Below are 13,742 nucleotides of genomic sequence, written 5' to 3'. Positions count from 1 at the left end.
ACTTTAGATATGATTGCCGCGGAAAGCATCGATCTCAAGAAGCATTTCGGCGATACCCTGCTGATCTGCATCGATAGGAGTTCATTTGCCATCACTGCCGTTTGGCCGGAAGAATCTCCGTTGCTGGCCAAGGTTCCTCCACCATGGATCGGCGAAACCATCGATTCTTTCCTCACACCCGAATCTGCCGCCGATCTTCATGAAGCCGTTGGTGACCACGTCGATGCTGTCCCCTCTACCATCGTACTACGGCTCACCTGCGGGCTCATCCCGCCAAGGACCTATGCCTGTATGATCTGCCAGCCACCCCCGGCGGAGTTTGGCAACCTGCTGCTGGCCTTCCGCGACATTCGTTCGGCCGACTACGAGATCATTCAGCGGATACCCCAGCCTATCTCGGCTTATGAGATCGCTGCACCCAAACGCTTCCGGTTTATCAATCCCAAATTCACTGAATGGTTTGGCTATACGATGGAGGATATGCCCGATATCGCTCATTGGCGAAAGATGGCCTTCAGGGACGACAACTATTACAAGCAGCTGGAAGCCAAATGGTACGAGCAGTTCAGGCTCATTCGGGAGGGAGTAATTGAAGAGTCGACCCCCATGGAAATCGAGATGTATTGCAAGGATGGCGGCATCATGAATCTGGAGATCACCTTTGCCGTGGATGACGAGCTGTTCTACACCATCTACAACGATATTTCGAAAAGGAAAAAAGCAGAGAAAGCCTTGCGCGAAGCCGAACTCCGGCAGGTAAGGGACCTCTCGGCCCATTTCGAGAACATCAGGGAAGAAGAACGTCACCGCATCTCCCGCGAGATCCACGACGAACTCGGCCAGCAGCTCACCGTTCTGAAGCTCGACCTTTCCATGATCGCCAAGAAGATCGACCCCACCCAGACTGCCGTCCTTGAAAAGATGAAAGCGGCGGATGATCTGCTGACCGAGACCATGCGGTCGGTTCGACGAATTGCCACTCAACTGCGACCCAGCGTACTCGACAACCTGGGGCTGGTGAGTGCGTTGGAATGGCAATGCCGGCAATTTGAAAAGCATTCGGGCATCCGCTGCGAATTTCAAAGCCAGGTGCTTTCGCCGGCTCTCCCCAGGCCGCAGTGCAATGCCTTGTTCCGCATCTACCAGGAAGCTCTTACCAATATTGCCCGTCACGCCGAAGCTACCATCGTTAGTGCTGTCCTTTTCCAGGAAGACAACAAGTTGATCCTGCAGGTACGGGACAACGGAAAAGGTTTTCTCCCCGAGGAGGTCGCTGGGAGGAAAACCCTGGGAATAATGGGGATGAAAGAAAGGGCCCTGATGGTCCAGGGAGAATTCTGCATCCGCAGCGCGCCCGGGAAGGGGACTACGATCTCCATTTCGATACCCTTAAATGGTTCTCTATGACGAGATTTCTGATTGCCGATGATCACAGCCTGGTGAGGAAAGGACTCAATGCCCTGCTTCGTGAAGAATTCCCGGGAGCCCGGGTGGTCGAAGTGGGAGACACGGCCGGCCTCATCGACCAGGCAGTAAAGGAAAAAAAGTGGGATCTCATCATCTCCGATATTTCCATGCCCGGCCGCAGCATCCTCGAGGTCCTCGAACAATTGAAAACCCTTCTGCCCAATACCCCCGTCCTCATCCTCAGTGTCTTCCCCGAGGATCAATACGTCATCCGCGCCCTGAAGGCAGGCGCCGCCGGCTATCTCAACAAAGATAGTTCGCCCGAAGACCTCATCCGGGCCATCCGGCAACTGTTGCAGGGAAAAAAATACGTCAGCGCAGAGGCCGCGGAATTGCTCGCCGGCTTCATCGGCAAAGATCCCCATCGCCCCCCGCATGAGAAATTGTCCGCAAGAGAATTCGATGTGCTCAAGCGCATCGCATCGGGAAAAAGCGTCTCCGACATCGCTGCCGACCTCAGTCTTAGCGTCAATACTATCAGCACCTATCGCAGCAGGATCCTGGAAAAAATGGGGATGCACCACAACGCCGAGCTCACTACCTATGCCATCAGTAACAAGCTGGTGTAGTACAAACTGCTACAAACCTTCATGGAGCGCTTTACAGCAATACTACAATCTTCACTATTGCAGCCCCGGCAAAGTCGTCGTTCCTTTGCACCATATCCAAAATGAATGAAGAAGAACCTGGTTATCCTGTTGGTAGACGATTGCCCCGAGATTATTGACCGCATCATCACTTTGTTGGAAAGCGAATGTGCACATCTCTCGATCTCGGCGGCCAATTGTTTCAGAGAGGCGATCGAGGCGTTGACTGTGGTGACGCCCCATCTCGTATTCCTGGATATCAACCTGCCGGACAGAAGCGGCATCGATCTGCTTGTCCATATCCGCAGGTCGGATACCCGGATGAAAATAGCGATCCTTACCAATAATAGCCCTGCGGACTACCTTGATATCTGTATGAATCTGGGGGCAGATTTTTTCCTGGATAAATCCAGCGACATGGAAAGGATACCCACTATAACGGAAGAAATAAGGAGAAAAATATAAATGGGACAGAACAACGAGCATCATCTGTGGCTGGAGGAAAACAAAGGACTATTGTTCGACCAGTTTATGAAACATACCGATGCCCTGGGATGGGTCACCAACAGTGACGGCAAGCTGCTGTTCCTCAACAAGAGCGGCTTTCGTTTCTTTGAAAAAGAACGGCAGATGGGCGAGGGGTTTATGGGCGAATTCCCGTCGCCGGTGTACAGGCAGGCGTTCCTGCAGCCCGACCAGGAATTGCTTCGGGACGGGAAAGCAGTCACCCACTTGCGAAAGGTGGGTAAATACGCTTTCATGGTTACCCAATTCCCCGCCGGCAACCGGAAAGACACTTCGCAGGCCATCGAATTCGTAGGTGGTATCGCGATCGATATCACTGAGAAATACTTTGCGGAGCAGGCCGCGGAAAGACTGGAAAAGGAATTGCGGGCTGAGAAATCGAGACGCGCCACCGAACGGGAATTGCTGGAGATGGAGATCCAGGAAAATATCCGCTCGCAGATCGGCCAGGAATTGCATGACAACGTCAACCAGCTGCTTTGCTCGGCAAAGATCCACCTCGACGTACTCGGGACGCGGGGAGTGGGCAATGTCCGGCTTAAGAATAAAACGAACGACTTCATCACGGAGGCGGTGGAAGAGATCAGGCGTCTTTCCAAAGGCATGGTCCTCCGTCAGCTGAAAGAAGATAGCCTGCTGGAAAGCATCACGATGCTCGTCGAAGACATGCTCCCCGTGAAAGGCGTCGAAGTAGAACTATACCACCATAATTTACGGGAAGACGGGATTTCGGAAGATGTAAAACTCACCCTCTACCGGATATTGCAGGAGCAATTGCGGAATATCGTCAGGCACAGCCGGGCAAGGAACATCGTCATCCGGCTGGACTCCGATCGCGAACACATCGAAATGATCGTCGAGGACGACGGCATTGGATTCGATCCGGTAATACAGGCAAAAGGCATCGGGCTGGTCAGTATCAAAAACCGCGTCAGCCAGCACAATGGCCAATATACCCTCATCAGCGCGCCCGGTAAGGGCTGTCTCATCTGCGTGTCCCTGCCACTGGTGATTGCACCCCCGCTGAACCGGGACGCGTCTGCCGCATAAGCCCGGCGTTGAAAAGTACCACAATTCCCATCAAAGGGACAATGATCCCTCCTCTCCTCTATACTAACTTTGTGACAACAACACCTCAGGGAAGCGTCACAGAGAGGAATAAAAAATAAAAGACAAAAAAGTCTTTTATTCAGAAAGAAAGCGTACTTTTGTGGTCAAAGAAAATAAATGTTTTCAAAGGCTTGCGAATATGCTATCCGTGCGGTGTTGTTTATTTCTCAAAAATCGAAGGACGGAAAGAAGGTCGGTATCCGTGAAATAGCAAAGGGAATCGACTCCCCCGAGCATTTCATCGCCAAGATTCTGCAGGATCTCAGGCGGAAAGGGTTGGTCCAATCCCAAAAGGGCCCGGCTGGCGGTTTCTACCTCGATAAGGAATCGATGAACTACTCCCTCGCGGATGTCGTCCGGGTGGTGGATGGCGATAGCCTCTTCTCCGGCTGCGGCCTTGGGCTAAAGCAATGCTCGGAGAAAAAGCCTTGTCCCCTGCACCATACCTTCAAGCAGATCAGGGGCGATATCTACCACATGCTGGAGTCGGCTAAGCTGGGAGAGTTCAATAAACAATTAGAGAAAAATGTATTGTTTTTAAAAGGGGAATAGAAATCCCTTTTTTTCGAAAATTAAGGATAAAAAGGTCTTAATATACTTTATTATGCGAAGTACCAAACCAACCCCCTGGCGCGCCATCACCGGTGGTGCTTTTTTCTCCTTGCATTCTCTGCCGGGTCTGACGTTGATCCTCGTCGTCCTGCTCTGCATCGTCCTGGGGGCGACGCTCTATCTCTATGCAAAAACAAAAGAAATGCAACGGCTCTCCAAGAGCAGAAAAAAGGAATTTGAAAAAACCCGGCTTGCCGAATACCTCAGCGAATTTGACAGCACGAAGCTCGCTTCCCTGCGTACGGGTTTGAAACCTGCCTTGCCTGCTGTACTGCTCTTTTCAGCGGCATTCCTCTCTCCCTTCACCTCCTTTGCACAGGCGCCGGTGACCAGCGCATCCATCCTGAAAGAGCCGGGCATGATCATCCTGATGATCCTCATCCTGATCCCCGTTCTCTTTGGCATCATCCTCATGGGGGTGAAGATCAGCCGCATCGCGACGCAGTTCCGTACCCGGCAATCCACGGACGAAGAAGAACAATTCAAAAACTACCTGGCTACGCTGAGCAAGGAAGAAGTAGAGGAAGCACTGGCCAGGCGTGAACAGGCGCTCAACTACCGGCCAGACGCCCACGCAATGACCGGTACTGCCCCGGCATCGGATAAGCGGGGACTGCTCCATAACATCAACACCGAAGCGGCGCTACCTCTGACACCACCCAAAAAACGGGCGGCCAGCCGTCCTCCCGTCGATCCTGCCCTTGCAAGATTGGTAGTATGGTACATTGGTTGTGCCGCCTTCTGGCTCCTGTTTGGAACGACGGTCGGCGAATACATAGGCATCAAATTTGTCGCCCCCGATGCCGATCACGTTAGCTGGCTCAGCTTTGGCCGCCTGCGTCCCGTCCATACCAACGCGGTGTTCTGGGGATGGGCTTCCCTGGGCATGCTGGGGCTGGGCTATTATATTGTACCCAGGGTCAGCAACACCGCGCTGTTCAGCATCAAAAAAGGCTGGTATAGCCTGGTTCTCATCAATGCCGCGGTGGTACTGGGCTCCTGCTGCCTGATGGGCGGCATCAACAATGGCGGTGGGGAATACCGGGAATATATCTGGCCTGTAATGTTGCTTTTTGGCGTAGGGATAGTCCTCACCCTGGAAAACTTCTATCGCACCATCGGCCGGCGAACCACCCACGAGATCTATATCTCCAACTGGTACATCGTCTCGGCGCTGATCTTTGTCCTGGTCATCACTCTCGTCGCTTATCTGCCCTGGTGGCAGGATGGCTTGGGTGAGACGATCGTCCAGGGTTATTGGATGCACCAGGGCGTCGGCATGTGGTTTATGTTATTCACGCTTGGCATCGTTTACTATTTCCTGCCGCAACAGCTGAACAAACCCATCTATTCTTATAGCCTTGGCATCCTTGCCTTCTGGACGCAGATACTGTTCTATACAGTCATCGGCACCCATCACTTTGTATTCAGCAGCATCCCCTGGTGGTTGCAGACAACAGCCATTGTCGGCAGCGTGGGAATGATCATCCCTGTCACGGCGGGGACTACGAATTTCCTGCTCACCATCCGGGGCTCCTGGCACAGTGTTGCCTCCAGCTATACACTGCCCTTCTTCCTGGCAGGCATCATCTTTTATTTCACCGGCTCTATGCAAGGCACGGCGGAAGCCTTCCGGTCTACCAACCTGGTCTGGCATTTCACCGACTTCACCGTAGCGCATTCGCATCTTACCATGTACGGGATCATCAGCTTTTTCCTGTGGGCAGGCATTTATGCCGTACTCCCCCGGCTGACAGGCAAAGAAGCGCCCCAGTCCATCATTGGCGCCCATTTCTGGCTGGCGCTTATCGGCCTCCTTTTTTACACCGTTCCGCTGATGATCGGCGGTACCCTGAAAGGGGTGCTCTGGGCGCAGGGAAGACCCTTCATCGACGGAGTCGTGCTGATGGCCCCTTACTGGCTCTGGCGCGCCATCGGTGGCAGCCTGATGTGGCTTTCCCACCTCTTGTTCTGTTACAATCTGTATAGGATGGTGGCCGGCAGTGCACTTTTCACCCGCGATAGTTCATTCAAAAAACAACAAGCTCATGGAGTTCTTTCACGACCATAAGAAATTGTTCAGAGCGGCCTTCCTGTTCTTTCTGGTGCTAACCCTGTTTGCATGCATTCTGCCGGCGCTGGATGAGCAAAAGAATAATGCTACCCTTCCCGGATCGACTCCGCTCAGCGAAGATGCCGCCCAGGGAAAACTGGTGTTCATTGCCAATGGCTGTGTAGCCTGCCATACCCAGCAGGTCCGCAACGTGGACATGGATAAAACCTGGGGCAGCAGGCCTTCTGTCGCCGCTGACTATGCGGGCATCCACCGCACAGATGTCTGGCGCAATACGGCTACCCTCATGGGCACCGAACGTACAGGGCCCGATCTGACCAATATCGGCGCCCGCCAGCCGGCGGCAAGCTGGCAGCTGATGCATTTGTTCAATCCTCGCAGCGTGGTCAAAGAGTCTATCATGCCCGCATATCCCTGGCTTTTCACCATGAAGGAAACGCCGGGGAAAGAAGACGTCGTCGTCTCCGTCCCGGATGAATTCCTCGACGGTACAACAGGCAAGGTCGTGGCAACAAAGGAGGCACTGCAACTGGTAGCCTATTTACAATCCCTGAAGCAGACAGAGCTTCCGGGCGACGGACCCGTGCCTGCATTTCTTGAATTATCGAAAAAACGGGCGCCGGACGCCGGCGGCGGAGCAGCTGCTTCCAACGGTGATGCAGAGGCCGCAAAGGGCGCCCAACTCTATACCACCTATTGCCAGACCTGCCATCAGTCCGATGGACAGGGATTGAAGGGCGCTTTTCCGCCGCTGAAAGGCAGTAAGGTAGTGCTGGACGACAACCCTGAGCTGATGGTCAACATCATTATCAACGGCTATACGGGGAGGATGAGTGAGGGCTTTGGCGCCATGCCGGCGGTGGGCACCCTCAACAACCTGAAACCGGAAGAGATCACCGCCATCATGAACCATGAAAAATCCAGCTGGGGCAACGACGCCAAAAAAGTGGATGTGGCAACCATTGAAAAATTTATAAAATCCATCAAAAAATGAAAAAATATTTGCTGCTGCTATGCGTCGCCTTCCTGGGAATCTCCACCCAGGCCTGTCCGGTCTGCGAGAAGGCACAACCACGGGCGCTGAGAGGCCTTGTCCACGGGGCCGGACCGGATAGCCGCTGGGATTATCTTATTGTCCTGGTTGCCGTGGTGATCACGGTACTAACACTCTTCTACTCGGTGAAATGGCTCATCCGGCCGGGAGAATCAGCCGCTACGCATATCAAGCATTTCATTCTAAACAATGATCAATATGAAAGATAAAAGCATCCTCTATCTCTTCATCGATGACGAGCCTGATCCGATTGCGGAGCTTACCGCTCCGGTGACGTTCGAGCTCGACACCACCAGACTGGTCGATGGGAAACACACCCTGAAGATCGTGAGCGAGGATCCCTCCGGGAAGGCCGGCATCCGTATCATCCCTTTTGAAGTAAGGAATGGCCCGGCCATCGCCATTGAAGGTCTCAAGGAAGATGCAGTCGTCGATGGCACCATCCCGATTATGATCAATGCCTATGGCAAGGGCGATCAGAAAAGTTTTGTGATCACCGGTAGTGAAACGCCCCAGAGTATCCCCTACTGGATATTTATCCTGCTGGTGTTCTTTGTAGCATGGGCCATCTATTTTGCAATAACTTCTTCATCTATAAATCTTTTCACCAAATAAAAATCGCAATTATGCCAACCATAGAAACCTTGGATGTCACGAAGATCGAGTCAACGCCGACCGTCGGTGAAATCGCCGCCAGCGATATCCGCAAGGCAGAAGTATTCCGGAAGATGGGGGTCGATTTCTGCTGCGGCGGAAAAAAGACGTTGAAAGAAGCCTGCGTAGAGGCAGGCGTATCAGAAGATCAACTGAATGCGGCCCTGGAAGCCGTAAGTGGCAAGGACAGTAGCCAGCCGCAGCACGACTTCAACAAGTGGGACCCCGCCTTCCTCGCAGATTATATAATCAATATCCATCACCGGTATGTCCGGGAGAGCGCACCCATTATCGAACAGTTGGCGGTGAAAGTGGCCAATCATCACGGCGCCAATCATCCTGAACTGATCCCGTTGGCGAACGGACTAAACCGATTCCTCGCAGACCTGCTCCTGCACATGAAGAAGGAGGAGCAGTTTCTTTTTCCCGCCATCAGGCATAAGGCAGCCTCCTCGGATTTTCCGATAATCGACGCTATCGGGTTGATGGAAATGGAACATGCGGCCTCGGGTGAGGATGTAAGGCAATTTCGCCAGCTCACCCGCGACTATACCCTGCCGGCCGATGCCTGCAACTCCTATACCTATCTTTTTCATAAGCTGCAGGAATTCGAAGCCGATCTTTTCCAGCACATTCACCTGGAAAATAATATCCTCTTTCCAAAGGCCCTGTATTCATGATCGCCATTAATGGAAATACCCGGTTGTCCACCATCATCAAGGCCAACAAGGATAGTATAGAGGCCATCGCCTCTCTCTCCCGGCCGTTGGAGAAACTGCGGAACCCGGTGCTGCGCAGGGTCATGGCTCCAAGGGTCACCATTGCCGAAGCCGCAAAAATAGGCGGGTGTTCGCCGGAGGATTTCAGGAAAGCACTGGCTGCCCTGGGTTTTCAGTGGGAGGAAGAGGCTCCGCCGGTTTCGGATCCACCGGATATGCAGGAAATGGCCGTCCTCCAGAGGGCGACTATCTATCGGTTTGATGTGCGGAATATGATTGGCGAAGGCAAAGACCCGTTGGCGTCAATTCTTGAAATATACCGGGATTTGCAGGGGAATGAGGTGTTATGTATCATTAATTCTTTCATCCCCACCCCGCTGATCCGGCTGCTGGAAAAGGAAAAGGCCAAAGTCGTTGTAAAAACCATTGATCAGGAGGAATACCACACCTACTTCATTCCGCCTATGCCGGATGCCGCGGGGCCGGTTGTCCCAATTGCCGCCGGTCAACCGTTTGTCCACGACCGACCGGTCACTATCCCGGCCGATCATATCCATACCATCGATGTCCGGGCCCTGGAAATGCCTTTACCCATGCAGGAGATACTGGGAGCCCTGGACAAATTGCCAGCCGGGCATGCGCTCTATGTTTATCATAAGCGGGTTCCCCTTCCTCTGCTGGAACACCTGTCTGAGAATGATTACCAGATCCAGGTAACGGAAGTGGCGGCTGGTGACGTGCGGTTGTTGATCATCAAAACTCCCCCCCGGCATGGCTGATATCAATATAGCGAAAGCCCCGCCCAATTATGTCGTGCTCCCGTTCTATGGGACAGGGGCCCTGTTTTTTCTTGTGCTCGCCGTCATGATGCTTTTCACTCCCGGGGAGTGGGGCGGACACTATTTCACCCCGCATCTGCTGGCCATGACGCATACGGCCGCGCTGGGGTGGGGGAGCATGATCATCTTCGGGTCAGCTTATCAGTTATTACCGGTGATCTGTGAAAGCGATCTGTTCAGCTCGAAGATGGCCCTGGCGTCCTATGGCTGCCTCACCGTGGGCGCGGGACTGCTGATAGCCTCCTTCTGGCTGTTTACCCCGGGATGGATGATGATCACGGGCGGGGCGCTGGTGGTAACCGCTGCCGGCATATACGGAGTCAATGCATATCTTACTATGGGCAGCTGTAAGAGATATTCCGTTCAAAAGCTGTTTATTCTTGCCTCGGCAGGATGGTTGCTGGTCACTACGCTGGCGGGCCTGCTCCTGGCTATCAACCTGTACGAACCTTTCATCTTCCGCAGCCACCTGGACATGTTGAAGCTGCATGCTCATGCGGGACTGGCAGGGTGGTTCCGGCAGCTGATAACAGGCGTCAGCAGCAAATTAGTCCCCATTTTCCTCCTGGGGAAGTCCGGGAAGATCAGATTGCTGTATGGTTCGTTTGTATGCCAGAATGCCGGCCTGGTCCTGTTCCTGGCAGATGGTCTGGTATTCGGATTTACACCGCGCATTTTCTTTTATGAAGGATTGATAGTGCTCGGCGTGGTCGCCTGGCTGATATGGCTTTTTGATTGCTATAGGAACAGGGTTCGCAAGGCCATTGATCTGCCGATGCGCCATGTCTTTTTCTCCTGTCTTTGCCTGTTAATCGCGCTCCTGCTCCCACCCGCGCTCTATTATTCTCACGACCATGTCTGGGCCCTGGTATATGGACTCTTCCTCTTCCAGGGCTGGATCACCTTCCTCATTTTGGGGATGACATTCAAAACCCTGCCGTTTATTGTCTGGAACTATAGATACAAACATCTCAGCGGGAAAATAAAAGTACCCATGCCCAAGCATTTGTATCATGAAAAATGGTTGCGCTATCAGTTGGGGATTCATACAGCCTCGCTGCTACTGTTGGTGGCGGGGGTAGCGTTGCGACAAGAAGCACTCATCCGAACGGGGATATGGATAGCCCTGGCGACGGCAGCACTGTATGTTGGTAATGTTGTCACGGTAATGTTCTATAAAATAAAAACCCCTGCAGATGCAACTGTCCATAGATGATCGCTGGTTCCGGGAAAAGACAATAGCCCTGAGTGCGCTCTACCAGGTGGTCGACCCCGAGCTCTGCGTGAATATCATCGATCTGGGACTGGTGTATGGATTGGATTTTGATGATGCATCCGCGGTCACCGTCACTATGACCCTGTCGACGCCGCATTGCCCGATGGGGGAGAGCATCATCACAGGTGTAAAGAATGCCCTTTCCGGCGTTTTCCCCGAAAAGATCGCGGAAGTGCAACTCGTGTGGGATCCTGCCTGGAATTATACCATGATGACAGAGGAGGGGAGAGCACAACTCAATTTATAGGAAGATGAACGACCAGACCATATCGATCACCGTCATCGCCGGGGAAGAGAGAAGAGTGCTGTCCACCTTTCCGGGGGAATACCGCAATCTGATGGTCCTCCTTTACGACCGCCTCTATCCCGGCGATTTCGGGGAATGCAAGGGGATGGGCCGCTGCGGCACCTGTCTCGTCCGCGTGATCGAATGCCAGGACAGTTTGCCCCAGCTCGACAGGAATGAGCATACGACCCTGACAAAGATGGGAGTGTCTGACCCTGACATCCGCCTCTCCTGCCAGATCCTGGTGAACCGGTCGCTAAACGGAAGTATCATTGCTATTGTGTGAACCGATCATCCAATTCCTTCGTTTATTTAACCTGGCGCGCTTAACTTTATAGGAACAATTTCGCACCGCTTTATTTATGTTCCTACATGAGTTTCCGGACATTACCTGGCTAAAATCACAGATTGCCCAGGGTTTCAGCAACCGGTTGTGCTGGGGTGACGGGCTGTCGGATACCGAAGGCTTCCCCAGTGTCATCGTTCACACCAGTAGCAGTGGATGCTACCGACCCGACATCAAAGGCCCTTTTTCATTTTTCCTCAACATTCGGGGAAACAGCCTTTGCAGGGTGGATGGGCAGGTAAGCCATGTCGACACGGACAGCTATTTTGTAAGCAATAATGAACAGCTGTATACCTTGCAAATTGAGAAAGGGTCTGATACCGAGACCTTCAATATCCATTTCGGACATTTCTTTGCGGCGTCTGTGCTGAATGCGCTGGTTACTCCGGCGGACAGGATATTGGATAAGGCGACGGAGAATCAGTTTTCTCCAGTGCTGTTTTTCAACCAGCTGCATAGACGGGATGCCGTCTTCGACAGGATGGTTGGCCGGCTGCTCCAATCTGCCCGGGAAAAGGAATTTGACAAGCTGGCTTTCGAGGAGCAGTTATCTTCCCTATTGGTATATCATTTACGGCAACACCGGCACATAGCCGCAATGATCAAAAAGCTGCCTCCGGTGCGGGAAGCTACACGGGTCGAACTGTACAAACGGCTCGTGCGCGCCAAAGATGCCATTCATGCCGGTTTCGATACCACCTTGAGCCTCGAAGAGCTGTCGGCTGAGGCCTGTCTGTCCAAATACCATTTTCTGCGTTTATTCCGGCAGGCATATGGAGTGTCGCCGCATCAATATATTCAGCAGCTGAGGATGGAAAAGGCGCGGACCATTTTAGCCAAAACACAGATGCCGGTTTCCGACCTTGCCGGCATGCTGGGATTCGATAACAGCCAGTCTTTCAGCCGCCTGTTTTTCCAGCGGATGGGCATTTATCCTACTCAATATCGGGCCCTGACAAAATAGCAATTTTGGTTATCCCTCCCGGCAGCCGGTTTTCGAACTTTGCTTAAAAATTAAGCATATGGATCAACAGCTATTATTCACGCTGCTGCTTTCCTTCTGCAGCCTGGGTTGTTATGTCATTCTGCTGCGCGGATTGCAGATAGTATTGAGGACCAGTGTACTGGATAAGCAAAAGCAAAGGACTGTTTTCAGCAGAACTGCTGTCTTGCTGGCAGTCTGGCTCCTGCTGATAGCTGGTTTATCATTGGCAGGCTTTTTTAGCAGTGGTTCACCATTGCCTCCCCGTGTTGCCTTCCCTATGCTGATCTCTCTGATCGTAGTACTATGGGTCGCCTTTTCGCCTACGGGGACGTTGCTGTTGAGAGAGCTGCCGCCGCATTGGCTCATTTATTTCCAGTCCTTTCGGATTGTCGTCGAGATCATCATATGGTTAACCGTGCTCTACAAAATATTCCCCGTACAGTTGAGCTTCGAAGGACGGAATGTTGATGTGCTGGTGGGATTGCTGGCCTTTCCGGTGGGCTATTATTCTTTCATAAAAAAAGCCTGGCCTTCCATCGTCGTTCTTCTGTATAATATCTTCGGCCTCTTATCATTGATAAACGTTGTAGCAGTAACCGTTCTATCGTTACCTACGCCCATACGCCTGTTTCACAATCAACCGGACAGCTCGATGATGTCCCATTTCCCTTTCATTTTCATTCCGTCCTTCCTGGCGCCGCTGGCAATTTCGGTGCATATTCTTTCCATTCGCCAATGGGTCCTGGCAAGGCAACCGCGGGCGGTACGCCTTACCTGATGGCCAACCGGTTACTTCTCGTGCAAACAAAGACTATTGCCATCTCCATCCTTCATCCACATAAACTTCCCCCATGGAGTATTGTCTATATTGCCCACCTTGACGCCACTGGTTGCCAGTCTTTCCGTTTCTTTGGCAATGTCATTTGTTTCCAGGATGATGCCTTGGAATTTCGCCAGTGAAATGGTGGTGTCGCTATTGGGCAGGCCAAGCTGTAGCCAGGTTTCACCGTTTCCCATTGGGGCCTCGGCCACTACCTGGAATCCAAGATTTAAATAAAATGCTTTTGCTTTCTCCTGATCTGCAACAGGGATCATGATGATTTCTACCTTTTTCATATTTTGATCATTTTACGGTAAAGCTAGGACAATCCAGCCCTTTCGAGGCATGTCGGATACGCCAAACTAGCGTGTTGATTGCGACAACACAT

The 13,742-nt window shown here is 52.5% G+C and carries 17 protein-coding genes; 16 read left to right on the top strand and 1 reads right to left on the bottom strand.

The window, feature by feature from the left end:
- Nucleotides 1-9 precede the first annotated feature (9 nt).
- The 16 genes from IEY39_RS14470 (at nucleotide 10) to IEY39_RS14395 (ending at nucleotide 13,312) form a co-directional block, all read left to right on the top strand.
- The gene (locus IEY39_RS14470; protein WP_188932742.1) at nucleotides 10-1,407 is read left to right on the top strand and encodes a sensor histidine kinase; all 1,398 of its coding nucleotides are present in this window, start codon (nucleotides 10-12) and stop codon (nucleotides 1,405-1,407) included.
- The gene (locus IEY39_RS14465; RefSeq protein ID WP_188932740.1) at nucleotides 1,404-2,036 is read left to right on the top strand and encodes a response regulator transcription factor; all 633 of its coding nucleotides are present in this window, start codon (nucleotides 1,404-1,406) and stop codon (nucleotides 2,034-2,036) included. The genes IEY39_RS14470 and IEY39_RS14465 overlap by 4 nt, the downstream gene beginning before the upstream one ends.
- Before the next feature lie 105 nt (nucleotides 2,037-2,141).
- Nucleotides 2,142-2,519, top strand: coding sequence for a response regulator (locus tag IEY39_RS14460; RefSeq protein WP_188932738.1), 378 nt, complete (start codon nucleotides 2,142-2,144; stop codon nucleotides 2,517-2,519).
- Entirely contained in the window at nucleotides 2,520-3,629 is a 1,110-nt protein-coding gene (locus tag IEY39_RS14455) for a PAS domain-containing sensor histidine kinase (RefSeq protein WP_188932736.1), read from the top strand.
- Nucleotides 3,630-3,806: 177 nt separating this feature from the next.
- Complete coding sequence (locus IEY39_RS14450; RefSeq protein ID WP_188932735.1) at nucleotides 3,807-4,241, top strand: RrF2 family transcriptional regulator; 435 nt, start codon at nucleotides 3,807-3,809, stop codon at nucleotides 4,239-4,241.
- 52 nt (nucleotides 4,242-4,293) lie between these two features.
- The gene (locus IEY39_RS14445; RefSeq protein WP_188932733.1) at nucleotides 4,294-6,372 is read left to right on the top strand and encodes a cbb3-type cytochrome c oxidase subunit I; all 2,079 of its coding nucleotides are present in this window, start codon (nucleotides 4,294-4,296) and stop codon (nucleotides 6,370-6,372) included.
- Nucleotides 6,350-7,369, top strand: coding sequence for a cbb3-type cytochrome c oxidase subunit II (locus tag IEY39_RS14440; RefSeq protein ID WP_188932731.1), 1,020 nt, complete (start codon nucleotides 6,350-6,352; stop codon nucleotides 7,367-7,369). The genes IEY39_RS14445 and IEY39_RS14440 overlap by 23 nt, the downstream gene beginning before the upstream one ends.
- Nucleotides 7,366-7,638, top strand: coding sequence for a hypothetical protein (locus IEY39_RS14435; RefSeq protein ID WP_188932729.1), 273 nt, complete (start codon nucleotides 7,366-7,368; stop codon nucleotides 7,636-7,638). Before IEY39_RS14440 ends, IEY39_RS14435 begins: the two co-directional genes overlap by 4 nt.
- Nucleotides 7,628-8,044, top strand: a complete 417-nt coding sequence (locus IEY39_RS14430; protein WP_188932727.1) for a cytochrome C — start codon at nucleotides 7,628-7,630, stop codon at nucleotides 8,042-8,044. Before IEY39_RS14435 ends, IEY39_RS14430 begins: the two co-directional genes overlap by 11 nt.
- 11 nt (nucleotides 8,045-8,055) lie before the next feature.
- A complete protein-coding gene (gene ric, locus IEY39_RS14425; RefSeq protein WP_188932725.1) occupies nucleotides 8,056-8,763 on the top strand; it encodes an iron-sulfur cluster repair di-iron protein in 708 nt (235 codons plus the stop codon).
- A complete protein-coding gene (locus tag IEY39_RS14420) occupies nucleotides 8,760-9,581 on the top strand; it encodes a DUF2249 domain-containing protein (RefSeq protein ID WP_188932723.1) in 822 nt (273 codons plus the stop codon). Before ric ends, IEY39_RS14420 begins: the two co-directional genes overlap by 4 nt.
- Nucleotides 9,574-10,857 carry a hypothetical protein gene (locus tag IEY39_RS14415; RefSeq protein ID WP_188932721.1) on the top strand — a complete coding sequence of 428 codons (1,284 nt, stop codon included), beginning with the start codon at nucleotides 9,574-9,576 and terminating at the stop codon, nucleotides 10,855-10,857. The genes IEY39_RS14420 and IEY39_RS14415 overlap by 8 nt, the downstream gene beginning before the upstream one ends.
- Nucleotides 10,838-11,164: a metal-sulfur cluster assembly factor gene (locus tag IEY39_RS14410; RefSeq protein WP_188932719.1), complete on the top strand. Its 327-nt coding sequence runs from the start codon at nucleotides 10,838-10,840 to the stop codon at nucleotides 11,162-11,164. The genes IEY39_RS14415 and IEY39_RS14410 overlap by 20 nt, the downstream gene beginning before the upstream one ends.
- 4 nt (nucleotides 11,165-11,168) lie before the next feature.
- Nucleotides 11,169-11,489: a 2Fe-2S iron-sulfur cluster-binding protein gene (locus IEY39_RS14405; protein ID WP_188932718.1), complete on the top strand. Its 321-nt coding sequence runs from the start codon at nucleotides 11,169-11,171 to the stop codon at nucleotides 11,487-11,489.
- A gap of 76 nt (nucleotides 11,490-11,565) precedes the next feature.
- The gene (locus IEY39_RS14400; RefSeq protein WP_188932717.1) at nucleotides 11,566-12,513 is read left to right on the top strand and encodes a helix-turn-helix transcriptional regulator; all 948 of its coding nucleotides are present in this window, start codon (nucleotides 11,566-11,568) and stop codon (nucleotides 12,511-12,513) included.
- Between the two features lie 58 nt (nucleotides 12,514-12,571).
- Nucleotides 12,572-13,312, top strand: a complete 741-nt coding sequence (locus IEY39_RS14395) for a DUF8737 domain-containing protein (RefSeq protein WP_188932716.1) — start codon at nucleotides 12,572-12,574, stop codon at nucleotides 13,310-13,312.
- An 11-nt stretch (nucleotides 13,313-13,323) separates the two neighbouring features.
- Here the strand turns inward: IEY39_RS14395 and IEY39_RS14390 are convergent, their stop codons facing one another.
- On the bottom strand, nucleotides 13,324-13,650 hold the full coding sequence (locus tag IEY39_RS14390; protein WP_188932715.1) for a VOC family protein: 327 nt from the start codon (nucleotides 13,648-13,650) through the stop codon (nucleotides 13,324-13,326).
- Nucleotides 13,651-13,742: the final 92 nt, after the last annotated feature.

The organism is Puia dinghuensis (genome assembly GCF_014642875.1).
Classification (GTDB): domain Bacteria; phylum Bacteroidota; class Bacteroidia; order Chitinophagales; family Chitinophagaceae; genus Puia; species Puia dinghuensis.
This window is presented reverse-complemented; position numbering and strand designations above follow the sequence as displayed.